At 63.1% G+C, this 24,990-nt stretch carries 23 protein-coding genes; 2 read left to right on the forward strand and 21 right to left on the reverse strand.

Annotated features, from left to right (window positions below; all coding sequences use genetic code 11):
* Positions 1-51: 51 nt before the first annotated feature.
* Together DMP07_RS05835 and DMP07_RS05840 are read right to left on the reverse strand one after the other, a co-directional pair.
* Positions 52-1,173, reverse strand: coding sequence for a coiled-coil domain-containing protein (locus DMP07_RS05835; RefSeq protein WP_244594889.1), 1,122 nt, complete (start codon positions 1,171-1,173; stop codon positions 52-54).
* Between the two features lie 44 nt (positions 1,174-1,217).
* On the reverse strand, positions 1,218-2,735 hold the full coding sequence (locus DMP07_RS05840; protein WP_123198204.1) for an IMP dehydrogenase: 1,518 nt from the start codon (positions 2,733-2,735) through the stop codon (positions 1,218-1,220).
* Between the two features lie 296 nt (positions 2,736-3,031).
* On the opposite strand from DMP07_RS05840, the gene DMP07_RS05845 reads away from it, so the two are divergent.
* On the forward strand, positions 3,032-4,465 hold the full coding sequence (locus tag DMP07_RS05845; RefSeq protein WP_123198205.1) for an aminopeptidase: 1,434 nt from the start codon (positions 3,032-3,034) through the stop codon (positions 4,463-4,465).
* A gap of 165 nt (positions 4,466-4,630) precedes the next feature.
* On the forward strand, positions 4,631-6,433 hold the full coding sequence (locus DMP07_RS05850; RefSeq protein WP_211324521.1) for an ABC transporter ATP-binding protein: 1,803 nt from the start codon (positions 4,631-4,633) through the stop codon (positions 6,431-6,433).
* Between the two features lie 77 nt (positions 6,434-6,510).
* Here DMP07_RS05850 and DMP07_RS05855 read toward each other — a convergent pair whose 3' ends face one another.
* The 19 genes from DMP07_RS05855 to ispF all read right to left on the reverse strand — a co-directional run bounded on the left by DMP07_RS05855 (position 6,511) and on the right by ispF (position 24,987).
* The gene (locus DMP07_RS05855; protein ID WP_161957040.1) at positions 6,511-7,419 is read right to left on the reverse strand and encodes a diacylglycerol/lipid kinase family protein; all 909 of its coding nucleotides are present in this window, start codon (positions 7,417-7,419) and stop codon (positions 6,511-6,513) included.
* A 232-nt stretch (positions 7,420-7,651) separates the two neighbouring features.
* Complete coding sequence (locus DMP07_RS05860) at positions 7,652-8,128, reverse strand: rhodanese-like domain-containing protein (protein ID WP_123198275.1); 477 nt, start codon at positions 8,126-8,128, stop codon at positions 7,652-7,654.
* 221 nt (positions 8,129-8,349) lie between these two features.
* Positions 8,350-8,907 (reverse strand): metallophosphoesterase family protein, encoded by a 558-nt coding sequence (locus DMP07_RS05865; protein ID WP_244594890.1) that lies wholly within the window; start codon positions 8,905-8,907, stop codon positions 8,350-8,352.
* 2 nt (positions 8,908-8,909) lie between these two features.
* Positions 8,910-10,898 (reverse strand): DUF3825 domain-containing protein, encoded by a 1,989-nt coding sequence (locus DMP07_RS05870; protein ID WP_123198207.1) that lies wholly within the window; start codon positions 10,896-10,898, stop codon positions 8,910-8,912.
* 195 nt (positions 10,899-11,093) lie between these two features.
* Entirely contained in the window at positions 11,094-11,564 is a 471-nt protein-coding gene (gene rlmH / locus DMP07_RS05875; protein ID WP_123198208.1) for a 23S rRNA (pseudouridine(1915)-N(3))-methyltransferase RlmH, read from the reverse strand.
* 36 nt (positions 11,565-11,600) lie between these two features.
* Positions 11,601-12,011 carry a pyridoxamine 5'-phosphate oxidase family protein gene (locus DMP07_RS05880; protein ID WP_123198209.1) on the reverse strand — a complete coding sequence of 137 codons (411 nt, stop codon included), beginning with the start codon at positions 12,009-12,011 and terminating at the stop codon, positions 11,601-11,603.
* 14 nt (positions 12,012-12,025) lie between these two features.
* Positions 12,026-12,574, reverse strand: coding sequence for an NYN domain-containing protein (locus DMP07_RS05885; RefSeq protein WP_123198210.1), 549 nt, complete (start codon positions 12,572-12,574; stop codon positions 12,026-12,028).
* A gap of 37 nt (positions 12,575-12,611) precedes the next feature.
* On the reverse strand, positions 12,612-13,373 hold the full coding sequence (gene rlmB / locus DMP07_RS05890; protein WP_123198211.1) for a 23S rRNA (guanosine(2251)-2'-O)-methyltransferase RlmB: 762 nt from the start codon (positions 13,371-13,373) through the stop codon (positions 12,612-12,614).
* Positions 13,374-13,749: 376 nt separating this feature from the next.
* Entirely contained in the window at positions 13,750-14,448 is a 699-nt protein-coding gene (locus tag DMP07_RS05895) for a TorD/DmsD family molecular chaperone (protein ID WP_161957041.1), read from the reverse strand.
* 20 nt (positions 14,449-14,468) lie between these two features.
* The gene (locus DMP07_RS05900) at positions 14,469-14,897 is read right to left on the reverse strand and encodes a DUF4405 domain-containing protein (protein WP_123198277.1); all 429 of its coding nucleotides are present in this window, start codon (positions 14,895-14,897) and stop codon (positions 14,469-14,471) included.
* Between the two features lie 5 nt (positions 14,898-14,902).
* A complete protein-coding gene (locus DMP07_RS05905; RefSeq protein ID WP_123198213.1) occupies positions 14,903-15,262 on the reverse strand; it encodes a hypothetical protein in 360 nt (119 codons plus the stop codon).
* 93 nt (positions 15,263-15,355) lie between these two features.
* On the reverse strand, positions 15,356-16,585 hold the full coding sequence (nrfD, locus tag DMP07_RS05910) for an NrfD/PsrC family molybdoenzyme membrane anchor subunit (protein WP_123198214.1): 1,230 nt from the start codon (positions 16,583-16,585) through the stop codon (positions 15,356-15,358).
* 13 nt (positions 16,586-16,598) lie between these two features.
* Entirely contained in the window at positions 16,599-17,219 is a 621-nt protein-coding gene (locus tag DMP07_RS05915; protein WP_162843077.1) for a 4Fe-4S dicluster domain-containing protein, read from the reverse strand.
* Positions 17,220-17,221: 2 nt separating this feature from the next.
* Positions 17,222-19,906, reverse strand: a complete 2,685-nt coding sequence (locus DMP07_RS05920; protein WP_123198216.1) for a molybdopterin-containing oxidoreductase family protein — start codon at positions 19,904-19,906, stop codon at positions 17,222-17,224.
* 113 nt (positions 19,907-20,019) lie between these two features.
* Positions 20,020-20,967 (reverse strand): slipin family protein, encoded by a 948-nt coding sequence (locus DMP07_RS05925; protein WP_123198217.1) that lies wholly within the window; start codon positions 20,965-20,967, stop codon positions 20,020-20,022.
* A gap of 61 nt (positions 20,968-21,028) precedes the next feature.
* Positions 21,029-21,496, reverse strand: coding sequence for a GntR family transcriptional regulator (locus DMP07_RS05930; RefSeq protein ID WP_123198218.1), 468 nt, complete (start codon positions 21,494-21,496; stop codon positions 21,029-21,031).
* Entirely contained in the window at positions 21,474-22,496 is a 1,023-nt protein-coding gene (gene nrfD / locus DMP07_RS05935; protein WP_161957042.1) for an NrfD/PsrC family molybdoenzyme membrane anchor subunit, read from the reverse strand. The genes DMP07_RS05930 and nrfD (DMP07_RS05935) overlap by 23 nt, the downstream gene beginning before the upstream one ends.
* Positions 22,497-22,827: 331 nt before the next feature.
* Positions 22,828-24,306 carry a cysteine--tRNA ligase gene (gene cysS / locus DMP07_RS05940; RefSeq protein ID WP_211324522.1) on the reverse strand — a complete coding sequence of 493 codons (1,479 nt, stop codon included), beginning with the start codon at positions 24,304-24,306 and terminating at the stop codon, positions 22,828-22,830.
* Between the two features lie 207 nt (positions 24,307-24,513).
* The gene (gene ispF, locus DMP07_RS05945; protein ID WP_123198279.1) at positions 24,514-24,987 is read right to left on the reverse strand and encodes a 2-C-methyl-D-erythritol 2,4-cyclodiphosphate synthase; all 474 of its coding nucleotides are present in this window, start codon (positions 24,985-24,987) and stop codon (positions 24,514-24,516) included.
* Positions 24,988-24,990: the final 3 nt, after the last annotated feature.

Raw genomic sequence — 24,990 nt, forward strand, 5'->3', positions numbered from 1 at the left:
GCCGGCACGATGCCGACGCCCTTCTTATGCGAAATGATGAGAAACGCGATGCTACAGGAAGCGATAGCTCACGGTGCGCACGCCCCAATCGAAACACGAGCTTGCACCGAAGGCCTTCCAGACGCCCGGCTGCAGATCGAGCGATCGGGAGCCGCCGCCCATGCCGCCCAGGTCGTTCACCGTGGCGACCACCGTGGAGCCGCCGTAGCTTATTTCGACCTGGCGGCCCAGATACGAACGCGCGTTGGGCCACGACAGAGGCACGGCAACGCCCATGGAGGTCTCGGTGACCAGCGCGCCCGAAGCCGTGGGCTTGCCGAGCGTGCCGTCGGTGGTGGAGCCGTATGCGGAAGCAGAGCCGGTCTTCCAACCCGCCTGGTCGACGGCGGGGCCGCTGGAATTGCCGGTATTGCCGGAACCGCCCGCCTGGGAGTTCGAGCCGTTGGATGCGGAATCGTTCGATGCAGGCGGCTTCTGTTCGGAAGGAGCAGAAGCCTGGGGCTGTTCGGCAGGAGGCTCGGCTGCGGCGGCTTTCGCCTGTTCGGCGGCCAGAGCTTCGGCCTGGGCCTTCAACGCTGCAAGACGCTCGGCCTCGGCCGCGGCGGCGGCTTCGTCTTGGGCCTTCGCCAGCTGGGCCTCGGCGTTGGAGACCACCTGGGCGGCCTCGGCGCTTTTCTGCTCGGCCTCGGCGATCTTGGCCATCTGCGCGTCTTTCTTCTTGTTCATGTCATCGAGCGCAGAGGCGAACGCCTCTTCGCGCTGACGCTGACGCTCGATTTCTTCGGCCTGGGCCTTCTGAACCGAATCGACGTAATGCAGGTTGTTCAGCAGGTCGCTGAGGTTTTCGGAATTCAGCAGCACCTTGAGCACGCCCACGCCGCCGGTCTTGTATTCGTACGACATCATGTCGCCCAGACGGATGCGGCCCTCCTGGACCTCGCCCTGGGCCTCGAGCACGCCTTCGACGGCGTCATCGATCTGGTCTTGCAGACCGTCCGCTTCGTCTTGCAGCTTCGCGTGCTCCTGGCTGATCTGCGCCAGGCGCTCCTCGGCCGCGTCGAGCGTCTGCTGCGCGTCCGATACGCCATCGGCCCATGCCGCGGCGGCGGGCATGGGCAGACAAAGCGCTGCTGCCAGCACGCAGGCCGGCAGCAGCGAAGATATGTTCTTCAAGTACCTGATGAGAACTACTTTCCTCGGTGGACAGGAAGGGCGCCTTAGCGCGCGGTGCTCACGTAGGGAGTCTTGTCCTTCAGGAGCACGTCATGAGCGCCGCCCTCGACGATGGACGTGGAGGAGACGACGGTCAGCTTCGCCTTGTCGCGGAACTCGGGGATGGTCAGAGCGCCGCAGTTGCACATGGTGGAGCGGATCTTGAGCAGCGTGACGGCGATGTTGTCCTTCAGGCTGCCGGCGTAAGGCACGTAGGAGTCGACGCCCTCTTCGAAGGACAGCGACTTCTTGCCGCCCAGATCGTAACGACCCCAGTTGCGGGCGCGGGCGGAACCTTCGCCCCAGTATTCCTTCATGTAGGTGCCGTTGACGACGACCTTGTTCGAGGGGCTCTCGTCGAAGCGGGCGAAGTAGCGGCCCAGCATGACGAAGTCGGAACCCATGGCCAGGGCCAGGGAGATGTGGTGGTCGTAGACGATGCCGCCGTCGGAGCAGATCGGCACGTAGATGCCGGTCTGCTCGAAGTACTCGTCACGGGCCTTGGCGACTTCGATGGTCGCGGTGGCCTGGCCGCGGCCGATGCCCTTGGTCTCGCGGGTGATGCAGATGGAACCGCCGCCGATACCGACCTTCACGAAGTCTGCGCCGGCCTCGGCGAGGAAGCGGAAGCCTTCGCGGTCGACGACGTTGCCCGCACCGATCTTGACGTCGTTGCCATAGTGCTCGCGGACCCATTCGATGGTCATCTTCTGCCAGTCGGAGAAGCCTTCGGAAGAGTCAATGCACAGCACGTCGGCGCCGGCCTCGACCAGAGCGGGAACGCGCTCGGCGTAGTCGCGGGAGTTGATGCCCGCACCCACGATGTAGCGCTTCTCGGCATCGAGCATCTCGAGCGGATTGTCCTTATGGGAATCGTAATCTTTACGGAAGGTCATGTAGACCAGGTGATCCTGGTCGTCGACCAGCGGGAGGCTGTTGAGCTTGTGGTCCCAGATGATGTCGTTGGCCTCTTTGAGAGAGGTCTCGGCGGGGGCCACGATCAGCTTCTCGCGCGGAGTCATGAAATCGCAGACCTTGGCGTCGAGGGACATGCGGGACAGGCGGTAGTCGCGCTCGGTCACCACGCCGAGCAGCTTGCCGTTGGGCTTGCCGTCATCGGTGACGGGCATGGTGGAATGGCCCGTGACCTCCTTGAGCTCGAGAACCTGCTCGAGGGTCATGTCGGGAGACAGGGTTGCGTCGCTCACCACGAAGCCGGCCTTATGCTGCTTCACGCGGGAAACCATGGCAGCCTGGTCCTCGATGGACTGGTTGCCGTAGATGAAGGACAGGCCGCCTTCGGTGGCCAGCGCCACGGCCATGCGGTCGTCGGAAACGGCGGCCATGATGGCGGACACCATGGGGATGTTCAGCGAGAGAGGGCACTCCTCTTCGCCCTTGCGGTAGCGGACAAGCGGCGTTTTCAGGCTGACCTTGGTCGGGATGCAGCTGGCGGGCGTGTGCCCAGGGACCAGCAGGTACTCGTTGAAGGTGCGCGAGGGCTCCTCGTAATAAAACGCCATGTGGCTACTCCTTCGTATTCGGGGCTATATATGACCGGTTATTATAGGCCTCGAACGGCGTTTTGGCACACCTCCGCGCAAAAACGTCCTTTTCCGAAGAAGCGCCACACGAAAACAGCACCTTTCGCTTTAGCCGAATAAAGCGAAAGGCGCTGGCACGCGGCGCAGCGGGGCCGCAACCGCACAGCGCATGAAAGATGGAACTTGGCGGGATAGCGGCGGGCCGACGGACGCCGCGGCGTGACGTGCTATACCATGCACCCTGATACGCATCAGCCCGATGAAAGCAGGAAGCCATGGAGCACAAGAACGCCTGGCTCTCCTACGACGAGGCCGACCTCGCCGCAGTGGAGTCTTTCGCGACCGATTACAAGAAATTCATCAGCGAGAACAAAACCGAGCGCGAGTGCGCCGCCGCGGCCGTCGCCATGGCCCGAGAGGCCGGCTATGTCTCCGTCGATGAAGCCCGCGCGGCAGGCCGCACGCTCGAAGCCGGCGACAAGGTGTACGCCGAATGCTTCGGCAAGTCGGTCATCCTGGCCCAGATCGGCCGCCGCCCGATGGAGGAAGGCCTCAACATCCTTGGCGCGCACATCGACAGCCCGCGCCTGGACATCAAGCAGAACCCGCTTTACGAAGCGGGCGGATTCGCGCTGCTCGACACGCACTACTACGGCGGCATCAAGAAATACCAGTGGGTCACCCTTCCCTTGGCCATCCACGGCGTGATCGCCAAGAAAGACGGCGGCGTCGTGGAAGTGAACATGGGCGAAGACGAAGGCGACCCCGTGTTCTGTGTCACCGACCTGCTGGTGCATCTGGCCCAAGACCAGCTGCAAAAGAAGGCCTCCGAGGTGATCGAAGGCGAAAACCTCGACATCCTGGCCGGCAGCCGTCCGGCGAAGGCTCCCGAAGCGGCCGAGAAGGCCGCGGGCGCGCAGACGAGCGAGTTGGAGAAGCTTGCCGAGAAAGAGCCCGTCAAGGCGCTGCTGCTTTCCATTCTGGCCGAGAAATACGACATGGAAGAGGCCGACTTCCTTTCCAGCGAGCTGGAAGTGGTTCCCGCGGGCGCGGCCCGCGACTGCGGCTTCGACCGTTCTATGGTGATCGGCTACGGCCACGACGACCGCGTGTGCGCCTACCCCAGCCTGATCGCCCAGCTCGAGGCGACCGACCTTGACAAGACCGGCGTGTGCATCCTCGTGGACAAAGAGGAAATCGGCAGCGTGGGCGCCACCGGCATGACCTCGATGTTCTTCGAGAACACCATCGCCGAGATCATGGACCTGGCAGGCCAGGCGGGAGACCTGCCCCTGCGCCGCTGCCTGGCCAACTCCAGCATGCTTTCCAGCGACGTATCCGCGGGCTTCGACCCGTCTTACGCGAGCGCGTTCGAAACGAAGAACGCCGCATACCTGGGCCGCGGCGTGGTATTCAACAAGTTCACGGGCAGCCGTGGCAAAAGCGGCTCCAACGACGCCAACGCCGAATACATGGCCAAGATCCGCGCCGTCATGGAGAAGGGCGAAGCGGCCTTCCAGACCGCAGAGCTTGGCAAGGTGGACATCGGAGGCGGCGGCACCATCGCCTACATCCTGGCCAAATACGGCATGAACGTCATCGACTGCGGCGTGGCCGTGCTGAACATGCACGCGCCGTGGGAGGTCATCGACAAGGCCGACCTCTACGAGACGCTCAAGGCCTATCGCGCGTTCCTGAAATACGCGTAAGCGACGCGCGGCTGAAGCGTTCACGATCGCGTTCGGGGCGGAATTCGCACATGCGGGTTTCGCCCCTTTCTCGTTCGCCGCGCCGCGAATCGCGGACAAGCCCGCTGCCCTATCACGATTCCCCCGATAAACCCTGCGACGCGCGCATGCGCAGAAAGGAACGTCGTGTCCACCATCCCCTCCCGCAAGCCGGGCGAACCCGCCAAGCCTTCCGTCTCGGGCGGACAGGTGTTCAAGAAATTCATCGGCTATTACAGCAAGTACAAGTTCCTGTTCTGGTTCGACCTGGTATGCGCCACGCTTCTGGCCTGCATCGACCTGGCGTTCCCGCAGCTGCTCAACTTCTTCACGCGCGATTTCTTCCTGCAGCCCGCCCCCGTGGTGATGGGCGCGCTCGGCCTGATCTGCGCCGGCATGGTGGCGCTGTATCTGCTGCGCACGGGTTGCCAGTGGTTCATCGCGCGCTGGGGCCACGTCATGGGCGCGCGCATGGAGGCCGACATGCGCACCGACCTGTTCGAGCAATACCAGCGCCTCAGCTTTTCGTATTACGACAAGAACAACACCGGCGAAATGATGAGCCGCCTGGTCACCGACCTGTTCGACGTGTCCGAGCTCGCCCACCACGGCCCCGAGAACATCTTCATCTGCTCGCTTAAAATCGTGGGCTCGTTCGCGCTGCTGTTCTTCATCAACGTGCCGCTCACGCTGATCATGCTGGCCTGCACCCTTGTCATGGCCGCCTACGCGGCGTGGACCAACTACCGCAAACGCGTCATTTTCACCGAGAACCGCCGCACCATGGCGGGCGTCAACTCGTGCATCCAGGACGCCCTGGGCGGCATGCGCGTGGTGAAATCGTTCGGCAACGAGGCGCTCGAAGCCGAGAAATTCGCGCGCACCAACCGCCTGTTCGTGGAGACGAAAGAGCGCTCGTACAAGTTCATGGGGCGCTTCCATGCCGTGAATTCCCTGTTCACGGGCCTGTTGTACACGATCGTCGTCGTGGGTGGCGGCTACTTCATGGTACAGGGGCAGATCGAGCCCACCGACCTGGCGATCTATGCCCTCTACATCGGCATCTTCCTTTCGCCGATCGAGCAGCTGATCAACTTCGCCGAGCAGTTCCAGAAAGGCTACGCGGGATTCCGCCGCTTCGCCGAGATCATGGCGATCGAACCAGCCGTGCAGGACAGGCCCGGCGCGACCGACCTGGAGAAGGCGGAAAGCGTCGGCGTGCGCGGCGACATCCGCTACGAAGACGTGGCGTTTTCCTACGACGGAGCCGCCGACGTGCTGCGCGGCTTCACCCTGCATGCGCCCGCGGGCAAGACCACCGCGCTCGTGGGCCCGAGCGGCGGCGGCAAAACCACCACGTGCTCGCTGCTGCCCCGCTTCTACGACGTCTGCGGCGGACGCGTGACGATCGACGGCGTCGACGTGCGCGACGTCGCGCTGACATCGCTGCGCCGCACCGTCGGAATCGTACAGCAGGACGTCTATCTGTTCGACGGCACCATCCGCGACAACATCTTGTACGGAAACCCCGCGGCAAGCGACGCCGAGGTGATCGAGGCGGCCAAACGCGCGAACATCCACGACGCCATCATGAGCTTCGACGACGGCTACGACACTTACGTGGGCGAGCGCGGCGCGCGCCTGTCGGGCGGACAGAAGCAGCGCATCTCGATCGCGCGCGTGTTCCTGAAAAACCCGCCGATCCTGATCCTGGACGAAGCCACCAGCGCGCTCGACAACGAAAGCGAGCGCCATGTGCAAGAATCGCTGGCGGAGCTTTCCAAGGGCCGCACCACGCTGGTGATCGCGCACCGGCTTTCCACCATTCGCGGCGCCGACAAGATCGCCGTCGTGGACGACGGCCGCGTAGTGGAGGAAGGCACGCACGACGAGCTGATTGCTCTCGGCGGCACCTACGCCCGCTACTGCGCCATGCAGTTCGGCGTGTGATGCAGACGCGCGGCAAGCGAGCCGAAACGCACGAAGGACCCGGCATGCCGGGTCCTTTCTCTTTCGGGGCGAAACGTCTATGGACGGAAATCCTTCGGCGCGAACACGCGCAGCGCGCCGGGCTCGATGCTCAAGCTGACGGGCAGGAGCGGGCCTTCGTCGCCGTCGACGCCGCATGACAGTTCGGCATCCAAGCAGCTTATCTCGAACGACCTCGCGTGCAGATACAGCACTTCGCGGCTTTTCTCGAGCGTGCGGGCAAGGGCGTGCGGCGCAAGCGACGCCAAGGCGGGAAACGAGGCGCGCTTCAGCGCGATCAAGTGCAGCAGGCCGTCGTCGAGACGCGTCGGCACGCACGACGTGAATTCGTTGGCCAGCGCGTTCGCGGAAAACGCGACGAACGAGCCGATGTCTTCGATGATTTCCTCCCCGTCGGCCACGATGCGCAGGCGGTAGCGGCGGTCGTTTCCCACGCGCAGCAATTCGCTGGCGGCATAGGCCGACAGGCCGAAGCGCGTCTTGACGTCGGACGACACCTCGCGAATGCCCTCGGGAAGCGTGCCGCCCGTCACGGTGTGGGCGAACGAGACGCCGTTGACGAACGTGGCGTCCAGCACCTTCGTCTTCGAGAAGTCGAGGGCCGCCACGACCTGCGCGGGATCGGACGGCAGGCCGAGCGTGCGCACGAAGCCGTTGCCCGTTCCCGCAGGAAGCGGATTGAACGTCGGCATGCGCCCGTAGCGCCTGCGACCCTCGAACAGGCCGCGCAGCCCCAGCCCGACCGTGCCGTCGCCGCCCATGACGAACAGCGCCTCGACGCTCGCGCACGCCTCGCAGGCCCATGACTCCACATCGTAGGCGGAGCGCGACATGCGGCATTCCACCTGGTCGAACGCCTCTTCGAGCAGCGGCAGGACGCACTGGGCGAAAACAGCGCCGTCGCGCCGGCCCGAATCGGGATTCACGATCAGCAACGCCTTCCCCATGCGTCCTCCCTTCCCTGCATCGAAACGCGTCCGCGCGCGCAAACGCCGCGGCGCATCGCCTTCCATGCGACCTTATCCGCTTCGGGCGGGCGCGGGCAAGCGAAAACAACAGCGGGAAACGAACGGAAACCGTTTCGATACCGATCCGACACCTCGCAGCCGGAAACCGCGGCCGCATGACATGAAAAAGCCCGCCGAACCGACGGGCTTCGCGTGAGAGCGCCTCTTTCGCCTAGCAGCCGCAGCCGCAAGAATGCTCGTGGGCGTGGGCGTGGCCGCAACCGCAACCAGCATCGCCCTGCACGGCCACCGCATCCGATGCCGCGAGCGCCGCCGCGACGGCGCGCTCCTCGTCGGTAGTCACCACTTCGTAGGGCCATTCGGCAAGGCCGCCCGCATCGTAGACGTTCACGTAGCCGATGGCCTCCATGTGCTCGGTCGCACGGGCGCTGCGCTCACCGTTGTCGCAATACAGCACGATGGCCGACGCGTCGTCGGAAAGCTCCATGCCGCGCACGTTGGCGATAGCGTCCAGGCCGCGCTCGCCCAGCGCCTCGTCGTAGAGGCAGTCGCAGATGTCTTCGGCGGCCATGCAGCCGGCGCCCGGGATATGGCCCGCGTCGTATTCTTCCTTCGAGCGCACGTCGACCAGCAGCATATGCGGGTCGTTGGCGATCATCTCCTGCACTTCGGCAGCATCGAGTTTCATCGTGATGTCCTCTCTTTTTCCCGACGCCGCGCCCGAAAGCACGCTTGCGGGCGCGGCGGATTTCCTTCTATGAACGCATACGCCAGGCGAAGCGGCGCTGTAAGGCTGCAGCGGCCGCTCCGGCGGAAAGCGCATCGACGGTTTTCGCGCCGATGCGTCGACCGCCGCGCGCCGATGGCACGCACGACGGCGAAACGCCTCCGTCATTCCAGCGGCATGCGTCAGGCGAAATGCCCCGTTTCGACCAGCTCGACCGATTTCACCGCGCCGCCCTCGACGACCATCTTCGCCACGCTAGGCGCCGAACCGCCGCGCGGACGCGTCACCGAGCCGGGACACACCACCAGGCTCGCAGGCGAAGCGGCCTTGCCCTTCAGGATGCGCGGCACATGCGTATGGCCGTGCACCGCCACCTGCGGAACCGGGTCGCCCGGCTGCAGCGCCGACGTGCATCCGCGCAACGCGCGCTGCAGATCGTCGGGCGTGTGCGTCACCAGGAATCGTACGCCGCCGATCACGGGCGTGGCGAACCGGCCCACCGCTTCGCCGTATTCGCGGCAATCGTTGTTGCCCAGCACCGCCGTGACCGGCGCGAGCGTTTCGAGCTCGGCCAGAATGCCGGGGTCGCAGATATCGCCCGCATGCACGATGAAATCGCAGTCGGCAAGCTCGGCGAAGGCGGCCTGAGGCAGCACGCCGTGCGTATCGGACAGAATGCCCACGAGCAGGGGCCCATCGACGCCCGACCGCGCGGCGCCGGCCATGCGCTGATCGGCCACGGCTATTCCTCCTCGTCTTCTTCCTCGGCCGCGTCGATGATCGATGCGGGCGAGAGCCAATCGATATACGGGCGGCAGAGCAGGCGCGCATCGCGGTAGGCCTGTGCCATGGTGACGACGGTCTGGCCCTGGTAGTTGCCCGATTTCTGCAGCTCCACCACAAGCGCCACGTCAGGCGTCGGCGAGTCGGTCAAGATCAGCGGAAGCAGCAGGTTCATGCTGTTCGTGCGCGGGTAATACGCGGGAACGGCGGTCTTGTAGTTCCAGCGCACCTGGCGCTTGGCCACGTCGATCGCGGCGTTGATGCTCGTGCTGAGGCGGTTGAACAGGCGCGTGTCGTTCTCGATCACGCCGCGCAGCTTCTCGAAACGCTCGCCGCGCGCGCCGTCGGAAAGCTCCTCGATGCCCGCCAGGATGCCCAGGCACTCCTGAGACGACGCCAGCTCGTCGCGCAGGAAATTCACCGGCAGCCTGTGCACGTTGTCCACCACGATGTGGTGCACGTCGCACACCACCTCGCGATCCAGGTCGAACAGCAGGTCTTCCTTGCGCTCAAGATAGCTTGCGGGCTGCGGCAGCGGATTGAGCTCGCGCACCAGGCGCTTGCCGAGTCTGCCCGTGCCCGCCGTGCAAAAGCCCGAAAACGACCACGGATAGCGCGTCTCTTCCGGCTTGTCGGGGTCGGACGGCTCGAAGCAGGCGTAGATGTCTTCGTAGTGCTTGTCCACCAGGCCCGTGTTGAACACGGCGAAATCCTCATCGGAGGAAAAGCCCACCTTGTCTTCGAGCGTCAGACGGTAGAAGGTGTAACGGATGTAATTGTGCAGAATGTCGAACTTGCGCGTGTTGGCGTCGAGTCCGGCGCCGCTGAAATCCCACGGCTCGTCGAGGGCGAGGTCGGCCAGCGTGGCCAAGAATTCCTGCCACGTTCCCAGGTAGCCGAAGCGCTCGAGCGCTTTGCCGGGAATGACGCGGCGGCGCGGGCGTCGGATGTCCGGGCGCGAAGCCGCGGCGCCCTGCGCCGATCCGGCCTTGCTCGCAGACGCGGGCTTGGCGGTACGGCGGCGGGCAGACGAATCATGCTCGGATGCGCCGCGACGCGTCTGGGCGGCGTCCTGCTTCTTGTCGTCTTTCTCATCCGAAGCGGAATCGGCCTTCTTGTCGGATTCGGCCGCCTTGCCTGCGGGCGCCTTCTTCGCCTGGTCGCCCGCATTCGGCTTGGCATCCGGCGAAGCGTCCGCAGAAGAAGCGTCCTGGGCCGCATCGGCCTGCTCGTGAGCGCCGCAGCCTCGGCCCGGTTTCGGGGCGCTGCCCGATTGAGCGGAACGGCGCACCGGGGTTTTCCCCTGCTTCTGCTCTTCCGCTTTTTCGGCCTGCTTTTCTTTTACCTGGTCAGTATTAGTATCTATTTGATTGTCAGTACTATTTTTATCTTTCTTATTCGCGTCTACTTTACTTTTCTTGTCTTGTTTTTTTTCAGCTTCAGCAGACTCTTTTGAATCGGCTTTCTTAGATTCACTATCGTTACTATTCGCATCATTAGTATCTTTTTGATTGCTAGGTTTCTTTTTGTCTGCTTGGTTACTTTGCTGCGCCTTATCTTTTTTAGAAACCGCGTTCGCGAAACGAGCCTCTTCATCGGCTGCAGCCTGGCGCGCCGGGTCATCGCCCTCTTCGCCCTCGACGGGCGCGACCTCGTCGACGGAGGGCGCGTCGTTTTCGTAATCCTCGAACTCGTGCAGGCAGAACATCGACTGCGATACGCCGCCGATCTCTTTCGTGGACAGGCTCACGAAATCGGACATTTCCTCAAGCATGGGCTTGAGCTTCAGAAAGCCGTAGTCTTCGCGGTTGATGCCTTCGCGAACGAAGCACCAGCCAAGGCTTGCCAGCGGGTAGTCTTCGTCGAAATCGAACTTCTTCTTCAGCGCACGATAGATGAACCGACGGTCGTCGTCGGACATGTGCGGCTTTGCGGGTTTGCGGGCCATAAGGCCTCCTATCGTATGAAATGAACGGCGCAGACGCATACCGCGCCGGAATCGGACATGCGGCCATCATACGGAAAACGCGCGGCTCCATTCGCCGATGCATCGAAAAAGCGGACGGCTTCGCGCATAACGAACAAGGCGCCGCGCATGAGGATGCACGGCGCCTTGGCGTAAGGCGTTCGTCGGATGACGGGGCTATTTGTGATACGGCTCGCCGCGGCTAATTTTGAACGCGCGATAGATCTGCTCGAGCAGGACCACGCGCGCCAGGTTGTGCGGAAGCGTGATTTTGCCGAACGACAGGCATTCGTCGGCGAAATCGTGCACGCTGCGGCTCACGCCGCCCGATCCGCCCACCACGAAGGTGATGTCGCTTATGCCCGAAAGCATGAGCGCGTCCATGCGCGCGGCGATTCCCTCGCTGGACAGCTGCTTGCCGCCCACGTCGAGCAGGATGACGTGCGAATGCTCGGGCAGCGCCTCAAGGATGCCCTTGCCCTCGGTTTTGCGGGCGCCTTCCTCGCCGCCGCACTTCGCGGGATCGCGGTCGGGAATCTCTTCGATGGTCACCTTGGCATACGCCTTCAAGCGCTTCATGTATTCGGCGCAGGCTTCGACCCAGAATTTCTCTTTCAGCTTGCCGACGGCGATTACGTGGATTTTCACGACCCGGCATCTCCTTTCATGTGCGTGCGCACGATTCTATCCGATGGGCATGCGCTCCACAACGAGGAACGCCATGGTGTAGGGCGTCACGCGCGGCCATGCGCTCAGCGCTTCGTCGCGGTGCGGGTCGCCTTCGCGCAGAAGCTCCAGGCGCAAACGGGCGCCGCGATAACGCTCGGCCTTCGAGGCGGCCTGGGCGTTCACTTCCTCGTAGACGAGCACGCAGGTTCCCGTGCGCTCGATGTTCTCGCGCGTCCTGTTGGGCGCGAGCGTCATGACCACGTGGTCGTCGTCGGCCATCATGGGAACGAACACGGCGGCATTGGGCGTGCCGTCCTCGTTCACCGTGGCCACCACGGCGGCGCCTGCCACGGCCGCCATGGAATCGGCGAGGTCTTTGCCCTCGAGCGTGGTGAATTTGTCCGTTGCGGCATAGCGCTGAGACATGGCTGCCTTCCTTTCTACAAAGCGTCGCGCAAGGCGGCGAGTTTCGCACGAACCGACGGGTCGAGGCGCTCGCCCACCGTGTTCTTCACGGCCACGCGCGGGCATTCGTCCAGGTCGTATTCGTGATCGTTCACTTCGACCGCATGGCTGAAGCCATTGGCGCTCATGCGGTCCACGCCGAAGCCGAACACCGTGTTCTGGATGGTGGCGTCGCTGGTCACCACCATGGTCTCGATACCGCGCTCGCGCGCGTCGCGGCTCAGCTTCTCGATCACCTTGTCGGCGGAATCGCCCGCGCGCGAGAACATGATGCGTACGCCGGCGATCTTCTCGCACGAGCCGTCCGAGAGCTCGTTGCGCGCTCCGTCGAACACGATGACCGCCTCGCAATCGCGGCCGGCATAGGCCACCACGTCGTTGATCAGCGCCTCGCGCGCGCGATTGAACGCATCGTCGGCGTAATCGGGGTTCGGGCCCGCATCGCGCAGATGGCGGTAGCGCGAGCCGCTGCGCAGCACGTTGTAGCCGTCGACGATCAGCAGTTTCCTTCTCTGTTTTGCCATTTGTATACCTGGTTTCTTTTTGATACCTGGTATGTAATTACGCCTGCGCCTTCACATGGCACTGACGCATCCACTCGTACATGACGGCGGTAGCGGCCTGGGCCACGTTGAGCGAGCCGACCTTGCCCTCCTGGGGAAGCTTGGTCAAAAAGTCGCAGCTCTCCTGTGTCAGGCGCGACAGGCCCTCGCCTTCGTTGCCCATCACCAGGACGATTTTGCCGTGCAGGGGCGCTTCCCACACCGTGTAGTGCGCCTGCTCGCTGGCGCCTGCCACCCAAAAGCCCGCCTCTTTGAGCTTCTCAAGCGTGGAGGCGATGTTGGGAACCTGGGCGCACGGAATATGATTGATGGCGCCCGCGGAGCTCTTGTAGGTGGCGGCCGTCACATGCGCGCTGCGCTTGTTGGGGATAATCAGGCCCGATGCGCCGACGATTTCGACGGAGCGCGCGATGGCGCCCAGGTTGCCGGCATCGGTGATGTGGTCGAGCACCACGACGAGCGCGTTGCCGTCATGCTCTTCGGCATGCTGCTCGGCGGCACGCAGGATGTCCTTGAAACCCGCGTAGCGATACGGACGGGCCTCGGCCATGATGCCCTGGTGGCTTCCGCGCGCGCTCAGCTCGTCGAGCTTGCGGCGCGTCACCGTTTTCACGGGCACGTCGAACTGACGGGCCTTGCGCAGAATGTCTTTGACCTGGCCGTCCTGCTGCAGGTTGTCGGCCATCAGCACGCATTTGACGGGCATCTGGGCGCGCAGCGCCTCGATGACCGGGCGTTTTCCCTCGATATAGTCTGCCATGATTTTCCTATCGCCTTATTCCCCTGAGCGGCCGGTGCGAGTTTTCGGCCGCGTATCTTTCAAGCGCCTCGAAGGACGCGAATTCGTAACGGTTGATTATCGCATGTCCCCATAAGGAAAGGGCCCGCAATGCGAACCCTTTCAAGAAACCCATGTCGAAACGCCGTGCGCGACATCGTGCGCCCGACCGCAATCGCGATCCTCCGGCCGCAATTGTCAGGCAGCGACCACGCAGTCACGAGCACGCGACCGCACAGCCGGTTAAACCGTACAACCAACCGCAGCCTTTCATCCGCGTCCATCCAGCCACGCCCGCAGCCTCCTAACCACGGCCGCCCAGCCACGCCCGCAGCCTTCCGGCCGCTACCGCCCGGCTTTACCGGGCGGAAACGAAATCGCGCAGCAGACGCGCCGCGGCACGATAGAACACCCGCGACGAGATGCGCTCCACCTCGCACGCGAAATCGCACATCCACATCGCTGGGTGCTCGTCGAAAAACAGTTCGAACGCCGTCGCTGGCGAACCGCCGGGAAGATCGGCCAGGGCAACGCCGCATGATGCCGCGTCCACCGCCCCCGATTCCACGCTCGCAAGAAACTGCAGCAGCTCAAGCTCGGACGAAACATGGTCGAGCGATTCGTTCGTGCCCTGAGGACGACCCAGGCCGCATGCGGCGCAAAAGCGCTCGACGGCGATGGCGGAGGGGCTGACGAAAAGCAGCGGGGCCGCATGGGTGCGCGCCGCCGCCCAAACGCTTTCGTACGGACTTGCCGCAGGCGTCGGCGGACCGACGAACAGCCGCGTCGCCTCCTGGCGCAGCGCATGCAAAACGGCCTCGGGACCTTCGCCTGAATCCGCCCGCGTCAGCTCGCCGCACTCCGCATCGGCGGCAAACCCCCACGCACGGCGCAGCTCGTCCAGCGCATCGGCCCATTCGCCCGACGCAATCGGCATCACGGCGCCGCGATCGGGATAGCGAAATGAAAACGCAAGAAACTCGCAGGTCGTGGCAACAAGGCCCCAATCCGTCACAACATCATGCGACCCTGCGGCCCCACAAGAAACGCTTTGCATGTGTTTACCCCTTTCCCCCGTCATCGCTTCGACACAACGGCCTTCATCTTCGGCGCGAACAAGACAACATGCACCAAAGCAAGCGCCATGAACAACTGCGCCGAAAACGCATGGACAGGCGCCCAGAAGAAAAACCCTCCGGCATACAGGCCGAACGTCGGCAGCACGGCACCCGACACCATCAGGCCCGAAACCGCGCAAACCGCCAGATCGACGAAGATCGCCGCATTCAACACGAACGAAAAAGCCTTGCCCGCACGGCGTTTGCGAAATCCGTTCTGGAACAGCCTGGCGCCTTCCTCGTGGCGCGCCGCCACATGGACGATCACCGCAACCGCGAACACAAGCCCCGCCCATTCATGCACGCCATAGCCAGTCGAATCGGGAAACATCAGCGCGATCGCGCCCGCGGCAAGCACGACGTCGAAAACGAATGATCGCATACTCATCGATGTCACCTCGACTTTCTTACCATGACGATGGCGATGCATGCGAACATGGCGGGCACCAGAAGCCACACCATGAGGCTGACGCCCGATGCCCGGCGGTAGCCGTCGGAAAGGGCACTCCACGCGTGGCAATCGACTGACGCGCAGCCATCTTCCGGACACTTCATCTCATGGATGCCGTCGGGTGCGGGCACGTTATCGAACCCGTGGCATTGCCCGGTGGCGCACCCCTGCACGACAGGGCATTCCGATTCGGCCGTGATGCCCGCAGGTGCGCCCACGGCGTCGAGCGCGACATCGGCCGCGAAAAACGACAGCAGGCACGCCGCCGCGAAAAGAGCCGCGTAAGCGAAGATTCGCCTCATCGCGCCATCACCTTCCCTTCAGACAGCCGAAATACAACCGACGAACCCGCGCGTCGCATGCGCTCGCACAAAACGACACGCGGGTCTTTTCGCCTATTCGGCCGACTTCAACGGAAGATGCTTGACGCCCAGAAGCAGCATCAAAACGCCCAGGGCGAACACGCCGGCGACGACGCCGAATTCGATCGGCGCAGGCGCATACACGCTGTTCGCATACAGGCTCGCAAACGAGCCGTACGCATCGTAGCCGCCAAGCGCCGCATGATCGGTCAAAACGGTGGGCATGTCGAGATTAGGAACCTGGAACCCGCCTACGATAAGCTGCACGCGCTTGCAGAAGATGCCGACGATGGCCAGCACGGACGCCACGATGAGCAGCGCATTGGAGCGCAGCTTAGGCGTGAAGCACACGACGGCACACGCGATACACCCGATAACCTCGACCCAGAAGAAGGGGGCGAGCACGCCGCTCGTGAGCATCTCCACGATGCCCACGCCGCCTTCGGAAAGCGGATAACCCGTAGTCAGAAGGTCGCATCCGAAGAAATACAGGTCCACGCACACGAACGCGCCCAGAAGCTTCGCCATCTTGACGAGGTTGTCGTCGGCCACGTCGAAATAGCCCGCCGCACGCAGCGCGATGACGACGGCCAGCACCAGGGCGGTTCCGCACACCAGGGCGGAGCTCACGAACCACGGGGCCAGAAGGGCGGTATGCCAGAACTCGTGGGAAATGTTCAGTCCCAGAATCCAAGCCGTCACCGAATGGACCAGCACCGCCACCACAAGCGCGACCACGCTGATGACGCGCAGGGCCACCGCGCGCATCTTGCCTTGCTCGAAGCGGATCTGCGCCCACAGATAGAAAAGCGAAAGCACCAGATACGTTCCGATGACCAGCACGTCCCACATCAGCGGACTGGTCAGATTGGAGTACACGAACAGCTCCCACAGACGGATCGGCTGGCCGAGGTCGACCACCACCAGGCCGATCGCGCACACGGTGCAGCAGATCGAGGTCCACACGGCGACCTTGCTGATGCCGCCGAAGCCCTTGATGCCGAACGCCTTCGGCATGGAGCTGATGATCAGGCCGCCCGCGGACAGGCCGACGAAGAACATGAAGGACATGATGTAGAGACCCCACGAATCAAGGTCGCGCATGCCCGTCTGGATCATGCCGCCCGAAAGCTGGACCATCCACAACGCGATGCCGGCGACGGTGATGACGGCGGACACGGCAATGGCAATATTGAGGGCCTTGCCCGCTTTGCAAGGCGCCCCGGTCTTGGCGGCGGATGCCGCCTGCTTGTTGTCAGACATTCTTTCCCCTCGCTTACACCAGGTAATACACGGACGGAGAGGTTCCGCTATCGGGAAGGAGCTGCATGTATTCGCGCTCCCTGATAAGCTTGGACACCTCGGAATCGGGATCGTCGAAATCGCCGAAATAGCGCACGCGTGCGGGGCACACCTCGATGCACGCGGGCTGGAGCCCCTGCGCAAGGCGATGCCAACACATGGTGCATTTCTCCACCGTGTGCTTCTGATGCTTGGCAACGCTCACATCGCCCATATCCTGGCCGATCGCATACACGGGCTCTTCCCAGTTGAAGCTGCGCACGCCCGTGTAAGGGCAGGCGGCCATGCACATGCGGCAGCCGATGCACTTGTCGTAATCCTGGCGAACGGCACCCGTGGCCTCGTCTTTATACGTCGCGCCCACAGGGCACACCTTCACGCATGCGGGGTTGTCGCAATGCTGGCACGAAACGGCGATGTTCCCCATGGAAAGGTTGGGATAGGTTCCCTTCGGGGTGTCGCGATTCTCGCCGCCTTCGGTCAGGATGCGATTCCACCACACGCCGTCGGGCAGGTTGTTCTCCACCTTGCATGCAACGGCGCACGCGTGGCAGCCGATGCACGACTTCTTATCGATAACATATCCGAGACGCATCGCTATTCACCCTCTTCGTTCCACACGCGGACCTCGCAAAGCACGTCCATGAAATTGTTGTTCACGCCGAACACGTCGTATTCGGTGGAGCTGAGCTCAGACCAGCCGCCCGCCTTGTGCTGGTAGCGCTGCCATCCCTTGGGATAGACCAGCGTGCCGGGACGAATGGCGTCGGAGAAGACCGCCCTGGCAACCGCCGTTCCGCGATCGTTGTAGCATTCCACGTAATCGCCGTCAGCGATGCCGCGCGCAGCCGCATCAGCGGGGTTGATCCGCACGAACGGCTCGGAGTCGAGCTCGCGCAGAAGCGGCGTACTGTACCACTGGGAGTGCACGCGATAGCGAGGACGCTCGCTCATGAGCACCAGCGGATACTTCTTGTACAGGTCGTTTTCGGGCCATGCCTCCAAAGGCGGGAACCAACGCGCCATGCGGTCGCGTTCCACCTCTTCGGGCGTCGGGGTCTTGCTGGAAAGCGCGCGCACCATGGGCATTTCGCGATAGAACTCGAAGCGGCCCGAAGCCGTGCCGAAGACACCGTCCTTGTAGGCGATATGGGGCTCTTTTTCGGCGTCGCCCTCGATGAAGCGAATCTGCTTCTTCTCGCGCAGCGCATCCATGCTCACGCCGACCATCGCGCACGTGTCGCAGTCGAAAAGCTCCTCGAGGATTTCCTCGTTGGACAGGGTGAAAAATTCGCCCAGGCCGAGCTTTTCGGCCAGCTCGGTGATAATCTGGGTGTCGGGCTTGCTCTCGTACAAAGGTTCAATCGCCTTCTCGCTGTAGTTCAGCGAGAAGCACTGGCCGGCGTTGGCCACCTCTTCGAGCTCGAACCACTGCGCCACGGGAAGCACCATGTCGGCATAGCGGGCCGAATCGGTCATGACGGAATCGGCCACCACCACGTAATCGAGCGACGGGATGATGTCGTCGGTCCATGCGTGCGTGTCGGTGTGGGTGTTCAAGGGGTTGGCCGAATACATCCACAGCATCTTGATCTTGGCATCTTGGCCTGCAAATTTGCCGGTCTTGGCAACGTTGGCGAAATCGACGCTGGGAATGCTCAGGCCCGTGCTCGCGCCGGTCGGCGCCTTATAGGCGGCGTTGTCGCCCATGTGGATGCCCCAGTACGAACCGTACGAAGCGCCGGGCTTGCCGAGGTTGCCGACAAGCGCGCAAAGCGTCAGGCCCGCCATGGTGGTGTGGCCGCCGTTGTTGTATGCCTGCGGGCCGTAGCCCTCGTAATGAAACACCGGGCCGTCGATGCAGACGTCGGCCAGATACTCGATGTCTTCGACGGAAACCTCGCACAGCTCGCTCGCCTCTTCGAGGCTATGCGACATGATCTCCTCTTTCAGCAGCTCGTATGCCGTGCGGCACGCCACGCCGCCAAGGTCGTACGAACCCTCGATCGCCACATGCGTCGGGTCGGCCTCCGTCAAGGGAACGAGCGCGCCGTCGACGAGCACCATATAGGGGTCGTCCATGACCTCCTGGCCGGTCGTCGGGTCGATCACGCCGGTTGCAACGGGGGCGATGCCGGTGTCGCTGCGACGGACGAACATACCCGTGTCGCTGCGCACCAAAAACGGCGCCACCGTGTGGTCGCGAAGATAGGCCACGTCCTGCGCACCGCGCTCCACGATCACGCGCATGATGGCGTACTTCAAAAGCGTGTCGCTTCCCGGGCGGACGGGAATCCACTTGTCGGATTTCGACGCGATCTGCGTGTACGTGGGGTCGATGACGACGAGCTTGGTGCCGCCCTCCATCGCCTCTTTGATGTGATGCCAGTTCTGAACCTGCGCATCGGTGATGTTGGCGCCCCACACCATGATGGTCTTGGCGTTCTTTGCATCGGTGGGCTCGTTACCCTCCCACATGGCCAGGCCCATCAACGGAGTGATGTAGAGGCCGGCAACCGCCTGCATGCCGTAGAAGCTGCCCATGTCCAAGCACGGCGTGATGCTGCTGGCATTGAGGATGTTCTGCAAACGGCCGTAGGCGCCCGTGATGCCCGCCGACTGATTGCCCGAAGCGGTCAAAAACGCGAGCGCGCCTTCGCCGTATTCGGCCTGGGTCTTCTTGATGTTCTCGGCGATTTCGGTCAGAGCCTCATCCCAGCTGATGCGCTCCCACTGACCCGCACCGCGCTCGGTTCCCTGCACGCGACGCATGGGATACTGAACACGCTCGGGGTCGTAGATGCGATGCACGTGCGAAAGGCCGCGCTGGCAGATGCGGCTGTAGCAATCCTCGTTGTACGGCGCGCGAGACGTCTTGACCACCTTGCCGTCGCGCACATGCACGTTCAGATGGCAGAAGCCGAAACAGTTCGGCCTGCATACTCCTCGAAAGATCGTTTCGCCCTCGTTGTTCGGCTGTCCCGCAACGAATTCCCCTGCAACCTGCGGCAGCCCCGGCTGCGATTGAGCGCATGACGTAAGCGAGACGGTCGCCGTCGTTCCGGCGGCAACCGCGGCCGTCGTCTTCAGAAAGCTTCTACGCGTGATTGTGCGAGAGCCCGCATTCTGTTCCGCTGCCAATGTTCCCCCTAACAAAAGATTCGAACCGTCCGCTTCAAAGGCGTTGCGTTGCGCATCGCGACGACCTTTCCCCTGCGGACGTCCTCCCTCACGCAAGCGGCGCTTGCGTCCTTGACAAGAACCAGCTGATTCTTTTGTCATAGGTTGTCATACATACAGGGGATATTCAAGGATTGAATAGGGCAATATATGACAATGATTATTCTATTTTGAGTATGATCGACGAAAAAACGCCTGAAGAAACGCGTCTTATCCTATTTCTTCGCGCCGTCGCCCACGAATCCGTCGGCAAAACTGCTCGGAAGCACGAGCGTGCCGCCCGATTCCTCCATGCCCTCGCACGCAAGATGCATGGTACGCAGGCGCATCGCAACGTCGTTGGCGTCGTAGCTTTCGGAGGCGTCGGCGAGCATGGCGGATATATCCTGCTCGGCCTCGGCCAGCACGATGCGTGCATTGCGTTTGCGCTCGGCAACGGCCTCGGCGGCCATGGCCTTTTGCAGCTCCTTCGGAATGACGATGTCGCGCACCTCCACGTCGATGATGTCGATGCCCCAAGGGGAAAGCTTCTGTTCGATGCGGTCTTTCAACTCGTCGTCGAGCTGCTCGCGCCGCGTTGCCAGCTCCGCGACGGAAATGCGGCCGATGGCCTCCCTCATCGAGGTCTGGGCCACCCACGAAACCGCCGTCACGTAGTCCTCCACCTCCACGGCCGCCTTCTCGGGGTCGAAGACCATCCAGAACAGGACCGCGTCGACATTCACCGGCACCAGGTCTTTCGTGAGCGTTTCCTCGGCGCCGAAATACACCGACGCCACGCGCTGGTCGATGCGCACCGTATAGAACTCGACGATGGGAATGGTGAACACGATGCCCGGCCCCGCAACCCTGTTGAACCGGCCGAAGCGCATGACCACGGCCTTCTCCCATTCCAAAACGATATGGATGGAATTAGACGCGAGAAGGCCCACGAAGCACGCAACGAGCAGCGCCGCCAGGCCGATGCGCCCCGCCACCAGCGCCCATGCCGACGCCACGATCGCGAAGGCGAGCGCGAAAACCGCGATGGAAAACACCGTTGCGCCATTGCGGGTGGTTCTCCTGCGTTCGATCTGCGGCATGGACGGCGTGCCGTCGAAACGAAGGGGGCCGCAAGCGCCCTTCTGCCTTGATTCCTTCTGCTTGCGAGCTTTTTTGCCCATCGTCTCCCCTATCCCCGCCTGATCGGCATGTTCAATACGGCATTGCCATTCGTTCGAGCGATCACGCGCCACGCGACGCATGGCCGCAGTCTGCGTCGTCGAAGCGGACGAACCGCACGCCTCCCTTGGCAGGTTCACCGCCTGCTTGCGCGTCCCGTTGCTCCTTGATGGTTTTCAGAATCTGCCGCTCGGCGTCGTCAAGCGTCATGCCCACCTCGAGGCAGCGCTTGAGGTATTCGCGCGCCAACCCTTCGGACACCGCAGAAACGGACACGTCGCAGCGTTCGCTCACATCGGCGACGAAGGCCCCTTGCCGGCGCTTCGACACGATATAGCCGTCCTCTTCGAGGCTGCCGTACACCTTGCTGACCGTGTTGTAGTTCACGCCCACCTCGGCCGCCAGGCCTCGCACCGTGGGAAGCTGGTCGTCCGTTTTATAGTATCCAGAAGTAATCAAGTATATGAAACGATTTTTCAGCTGCAGCCATACGGGAAGGCTGCTCTTCTCATTGACTTCGAAAAGCGCCATCTTCTGTCATTCCAATCGAATCCGAACCAAACGCCGACGCGTTTCCACGCGCATCTTCCTGCGGATACGCAAGCTGCATATCCTGCCATTGGGCGGCTTCCACGATGGACCATCTCAGGCACCATCCGCCGAGCAAAATCAAAACCCCCACAAAAACACAGGCAAGAGAACCTTCGAACCGAAGCGAGGGGAATCGCGACGCAAAGACCTCGCATGCAAAGGGAATCGCCAGCCCGCACACGACAAATCCCGCCCACCAGGCAGCACAGACGCTCCCATCCACGAACAGAGACGCACACAGCTGCCACCACGGCCCGTCTTTTCCCGCAAGAGCATCGACGATGAAAAGACCCGCGAAAAGCGTCTCGCACGCGATGGCGCCCAGGTCGATGAGAAGCAGCCTGCGCACGAAGGGCCGCACGAACGCCGATTCGCCGACCACGGTGGCAACCACAAGGATGACGGCGCATCCGCACGATGCCGACGAGAAGAGAAACAGCGCAAGTATCCACCAGGAATGCCACAACTCGATCGCGGGGCCGACGCTCACAAGCAGCGCGCCCGTGTAGACCATGACGAACAACGCCGCGACCATCGTGACCGTTTCAAGAAGACGGATGGCTTTCCGAGGCCATGCCATACCGTCGAAAAACGCCGCGAAGCACAGCAGCGCACCCGACGCGAGTAAGACGGCCAACGAGAAAACCCCGAACGTGATAAACGATGCCGAGGGAGTGAAGAACAGCAAGGCCAAGCGGTCGATGCGCCCCAGGTCGAACACGAGGCAGGCCACGCCGAAAGCGACAAGGCCCTCCCCCGCAAGGAGGGAAAACGCCTTAACGCGGCGCAGCGAATCGCGCGCATTCGCAGCACTCGGCAAGCCTGCGTGACCCGCAAGAACATGGCCTTTCGCAAACACGTCAAGAAGCGACACGAGGGAAAGCACCCCCGCGCCCGCGCCGCCGAAGAAAAGATATGCCACCACAAGATCGCTGAACAAAGAAACCCCGCAAACAGGAGCCGGACGCACTTCAACCCGGCCATCGACAGAGGCAGCATAGTACACAAAGCCGATTCCGACAACGTACGAAGAGAGGGCCCGAAAACGAGCCCTCCCAAGAAAACCTCTGTCGAAACACCGCGCGCGATGCCGTGCGACCGACAGCGATCGTAATCCTCCTGCCGCAGTTGACTGGCAGCGGCTACGCAGTCACGAGCACGCGACCGACCGCAACCTCTCGGCCACAACCACCCGGCCACGACCGCAAATCTCGGCCACGGCCTCCCGGCTACCGCCCAGCCACCGCCGCACGGCTTACCGAGCGGAAACGCTACGCGCGCTTGATGCGAGCGCCCGCGTTGGTGTCTTCGACCATCAGTCCCAGCTCATTGAGGCGGTCGCGAATCGCATCGGCGCGACCCCAGTCTTTCGCGGCGCGAGCCTCGGCGCGCGCCGCAAGCAAGGCCTCGGCGGCAGCTTCGATGCCATCGCCCTCGAAGCCCACCAAGTCGGCGGCAAGGCCCACCAGCTCGTCCGGAAGATCGAGCGCTTCGCGAATGGGAACCTCGATGCCCAGAATGGCGAATGCGCCCATGATGGAAGCGGCACACACCACGGCAGCCTCCTCGTCGACGGCGCCCGCCGCCTGCTCGAGGTAGGTATTGGCCTCGGTGACCAGGTTGAAGTAGGCGGCCAGGGCGCCCGCGGTGTTGAAGTCGTCGTTCATCTGCGCCTCGAACTCAGCCGACGCGGCCTCGGTGGCGGCGATGAGCTTCTGCGCCGCCTGCTCGTCTACAGCGGCGCCTTCCTCGACGTGGTTCGCGGCCCAGCGCAGGTTCTCCACCGCCGTGGCAATGCGGGCCAGCGAATTCTCGGCGCCCTCGAGGCGCTCGTAGGAGAAGTCGAGCGGCGAGCGGTAATGCGTCTGCAGCATGAGCAGGCGCAGCGCCGGCGCGGAGTGCTCGTCGAGCACCTCTTTGAGCGTGTAGAAGTTGCCGAGCGACTTGCTCATCTTCTCGCCGTCGACGCGCAGCATGCCCGTGTGCATCCAGGTGTTGACGAAGGGAACGTGCCAGCAACACGTGGCCTGGGCACACTCGTTCTCATGATGCGGGAACGCCAGGTCGCCGCCGCCGCCGTGGATGTCGATCGGGGTGCCCAGGTAGCGATGCACCATGGCCGCGCACTCGGTGTGCCAGCCGGGGCGGCCGTCGCCCCACGGAGAAGGCCAGCTGGGCTCGCCGGGCTTGGCGCCCTTCCACAGCGCGAAATCGAGCGGGTCGCGCTTGTCTTCGTTTTCCTCGATGCGGGCGCCCACCATGAGGTCATCGATCTTGCGGCCCGAAACCTCGCCGTAGTTCTCATCGCTGCGCACCGCGAAATACACGTCGCCGTTATCGACGGCATAGGCGTGGCCCTGCTCGATCAGACTCTTGATCATGGCGATCATGGGGCCGATTTCCTTCGTGGCGCGCGGGCGGATGTCGGGATCCATGATATTGAAGCGACGCATCTGCTCGATGAACGCGTCGGAGAACTCGGAGGCCACCTCTTCGGACGTGCGGCCCTGCTCGTTGGCGCGATTGATGATCTTGTCATCGACGTCGGTCAGGTTCTGGGCGAACGTGACCTCGTAGCCGCTCGCGATGAGCCAGCGGCGGATGACGTCGAACGAAAGGAAGGTGCGGGCGTTGCCGATGTGGATCTGGTCGTACACGGTGGGGCCGCACACGTACATGCGGACCTTGCCCTCTTCGATCGGCACGAACTCGCGCTTCTCGCGCACCTGGCTGTTATAGATACGAATCATGATTCCTCCCGGAAATAACGTGACGAGCATGCATCATGCTTACATAGACAAGGTCGAGATGCGCCTTGACGCAGCGCCCGAAAGCTTACAACAGATCGGGCGCGTATCCCACGCGCAGTTCCGCACGAGCCGAAAGCCGCTTGATGCGGCTTTCGGGCGCGTCAGGACTGCTTGAACATGGAATATGCGCCCGATCATCCGGAAAAGCTAACATCGCTGCAGCAAAGCGACGGCCTGAGCCGAAACGCCTTCTTCGCGGCCTTCGAACCCGAGACGCTCGGTCGTGGTGGCCTTCACGCCCACCGCGTCGACCGAAACGCCCATGGCGCGGGCCAGATTCTCGCGCATCGCATCGCGATGCGGGGAAAGCTTGGGAGCCTGCGCAGCCACCACGCTGTCCACGTCGACGATTTCGAAACCGAGCGAACGCACATGCTCGGCCACCTTCGACAGCAGCACGAGCGAATCGGCGCCCGCATAGGCGGGGTCGGTGTCGGGGAACAGCTTGCCGATGTCGCCCGCGCGCGCCGCGCCGAGCAGCGCGTCGGAGATGGCGTGCGCCAGCACATCGGCATCGGAGTGGCCCAGAAGCCCCTGATGATGAGGGATTTCCACGCCGCCCAGAATGAACTTGCGGTCGGGCGCGAACGCGTGGACGTCGAAGCCCAGGCCGATGCGCATAGG

It is taken from the genome of Slackia faecicanis, from assembly GCF_003725295.1.
GTDB lineage: Bacteria > Actinomycetota > Coriobacteriia > Coriobacteriales > Eggerthellaceae > Slackia > Slackia faecicanis.

What these genes read in the sequence shown, in the direction of transcription:
- DMP07_RS05880 (WP_123198209.1), bottom strand. Translation starts at nt 12,011, where the DNA reads ATGTCTCAGCGCTATGCCGCAACGGACAAATTCACCACGCTCGAGGGC.
- ispF (WP_123198279.1), bottom strand. Translation starts at nt 24,987, where the DNA reads ATGCGCATCGGCCTGGGCTTCGACGTCCACGCGTTCGCGCCCGACCGC.
- DMP07_RS05920 (WP_123198216.1), bottom strand. Translation starts at nt 19,906, where the DNA reads ATGACAAAAGAATCAGCTGGTTCTTGTCAAGGACGCAAGCGCCGCTTG.
- DMP07_RS05870 (WP_123198207.1), bottom strand. Translation starts at nt 10,898, where the DNA reads ATGGCCCGCAAACCCGCAAAGCCGCACATGTCCGACGACGACCGTCGG.
- DMP07_RS05900 (WP_123198277.1), bottom strand. Translation starts at nt 14,897, where the DNA reads ATGAGTATGCGATCATTCGTTTTCGACGTCGTGCTTGCCGCGGGCGCG.
- DMP07_RS05840 (WP_123198204.1), bottom strand. Translation starts at nt 2,735, where the DNA reads ATGGCGTTTTATTACGAGGAGCCCTCGCGCACCTTCAACGAGTACCTG.
- nrfD (WP_123198214.1), bottom strand. Translation starts at nt 16,585, where the DNA reads ATGTCTGACAACAAGCAGGCGGCATCCGCCGCCAAGACCGGGGCGCCT.
- rlmB (WP_123198211.1), bottom strand. Translation starts at nt 13,373, where the DNA reads ATGGCAGACTATATCGAGGGAAAACGCCCGGTCATCGAGGCGCTGCGC.
- DMP07_RS05885 (WP_123198210.1), bottom strand. Translation starts at nt 12,574, where the DNA reads ATGGCAAAACAGAGAAGGAAACTGCTGATCGTCGACGGCTACAACGTG.
- DMP07_RS05855 (WP_161957040.1), bottom strand. Translation starts at nt 7,419, where the DNA reads ATGGGGAAGGCGTTGCTGATCGTGAATCCCGATTCGGGCCGGCGCGAC.
- DMP07_RS05905 (WP_123198213.1), bottom strand. Translation starts at nt 15,262, where the DNA reads ATGAGGCGAATCTTCGCTTACGCGGCTCTTTTCGCGGCGGCGTGCCTG.
- DMP07_RS05895 (WP_161957041.1), bottom strand. Translation starts at nt 14,448, where the DNA reads ATGCAAAGCGTTTCTTGTGGGGCCGCAGGGTCGCATGATGTTGTGACG.
- DMP07_RS05860 (WP_123198275.1), bottom strand. Translation starts at nt 8,128, where the DNA reads ATGAAACTCGATGCTGCCGAAGTGCAGGAGATGATCGCCAACGACCCG.
- cysS (WP_211324522.1), bottom strand. Translation starts at nt 24,306, where the DNA reads ATGATTCGTATCTATAACAGCCAGGTGCGCGAGAAGCGCGAGTTCGTG.
- DMP07_RS05930 (WP_123198218.1), bottom strand. Translation starts at nt 21,496, where the DNA reads ATGGCGCTTTTCGAAGTCAATGAGAAGAGCAGCCTTCCCGTATGGCTG.
- DMP07_RS05845 (WP_123198205.1), top strand. Translation starts at nt 3,032, where the DNA reads ATGGAGCACAAGAACGCCTGGCTCTCCTACGACGAGGCCGACCTCGCC.
- DMP07_RS05925 (WP_123198217.1), bottom strand. Translation starts at nt 20,967, where the DNA reads ATGGGCAAAAAAGCTCGCAAGCAGAAGGAATCAAGGCAGAAGGGCGCT.
- DMP07_RS05915 (WP_162843077.1), bottom strand. Translation starts at nt 17,219, where the DNA reads ATGCGTCTCGGATATGTTATCGATAAGAAGTCGTGCATCGGCTGCCAC.